The sequence below is a fragment of the Weissella minor genome, from assembly GCF_001437425.1.
In the GTDB taxonomy this organism is placed as follows: Bacteria; Bacillota; Bacilli; order Lactobacillales; family Lactobacillaceae; genus Weissella; species Weissella minor.
In genome coordinates this window covers 1-1,421 of the sequence record NZ_JQCD01000014.1, presented here as the reverse complement: position 1 = coordinate 1,421, position 1,421 = coordinate 1, and the positions used below count along the sequence as shown (strand labels likewise).

Here is a 1,421-nt window from a genome sequence, read left to right as displayed (position 1 = left end):
CCCTACACATTTGTTTATATCGAAACGATATTCAGTTTTCAATGATCTACTTGTTGTTCAAGCAACTTGCTTGCGACAACTTAATTAATAATACACGGTTGTTTCACGAATGTCAACAACTTTTTTTAATTAATTTTTGCTGTCTGATATATCTCAATTAGACAACTTCATAATATTACCTGCATTTCTTCAACAATGCAAGCATTATTTTAAAAATTACTACATTAATTTCAATCCATGATATACTGATAGGTGAAATATGATAACAAAGGATAATTTAATGTCAAAAAAAGCAGAACAAATTAATGGCGATATCTTTCTCGCAAATGTTTTACAATATAGTCGTGATCACCACTATAATCATATTAACGTTAGTGTGCGTTTAAACCGTAACCCTGCATTCACACGCCAAGTCATGAATGTTACGTTAAAAAGAATTTCAAAGAAATATGGAAATGATGAACGTTTATATATGTCAATTCCAGCAGACAATGCAACCAAGTTTTTAGCGCTTGTTAATCGTCTTAAAGAAGATATGTTTGCCAATTTGGAAAAGCAAATCACTTGGTCTACTGAATTACTTAATCGCGGTACACAAACTTTTAGCTATCGTCAAATTCGTGAACGTGACCAATATAACAACTTAGAATTTGAAATTCTCTTATAAACATATTTAAAAACCGCAACTTTTAGGTTAATCCTGAAAGTTGCGGTTTTATTTTATTCAACTGGGTATTGGGCTGTATACATTGCAGACACAATCCCATGTGCAACTGATACATTTAATGATCGGACTGACCCCGTTTGTGGGATATAAATCATTTGGTCCGCTGCAGCAATTAACTCATCTGCTAATCCAATTTGTTCTTCACCAAAGAGAAAAACACTTTTCTTAGGAAACTGCACTTCAAAGATATTATGTAACTCATATCCTGGCGTATTATCAACGGCAAATATTGTATAGCCTTGGGCGTGCCAATTATCAAACAATTGTTGATAATCACGAATTCGCGCATGTTGAATATGTTCATAATGTTGGGCCCCAACTGCACCCTTTTTATTCCATCGCTTTGCACCTTCAGGATTTTCTGCATCCATGGGATTATCTGGGTTTAAAAAAACAATTTTCTTACCTGAAAATGCATTATGATTTCTCACAGCGGTTGCTTTATTAAAATCATGAGTAATATTTTGTAACACTGTTACCATATCACCACGTTTAGCATCTAACGCTTGCATGATATCGCGATTATCCATACCTTTAAAATCATCACCTAAATTTCGATAGTCCAATGCATTATCAATATCAATATCTGCCATGTATATATCTCCAAATTAACTTTAAATTTTCTACACAAAAAAACTACCATTTCTGGTAGCTTTTCGTTTGCATTGCGACGTCCTATCCTCGCAGGAAGAGA

At 33.7% G+C, this 1,421-nt stretch carries 2 protein-coding genes; one reads left to right on the top strand and one right to left on the bottom strand.

What is annotated here, in order from left to right; genetic code table 11:
* Positions 1–280 precede the first annotated feature (280 nt).
* Positions 281–667 carry a hypothetical protein gene (locus IV67_RS01265; protein ID WP_057786347.1) on the top strand — a complete coding sequence of 129 codons (387 nt, stop codon included), beginning with the start codon at positions 281–283 and terminating at the stop codon, positions 665–667.
* 53 nt (positions 668–720) lie between these two features.
* Here the strand turns inward: IV67_RS01265 and IV67_RS01260 are convergent, their stop codons facing one another.
* Positions 721–1,320, bottom strand: a complete 600-nt coding sequence (locus IV67_RS01260; protein ID WP_057786345.1) for a TrmH family RNA methyltransferase — start codon at positions 1,318–1,320, stop codon at positions 721–723.
* Positions 1,321–1,421 lie beyond the last annotated feature (101 nt).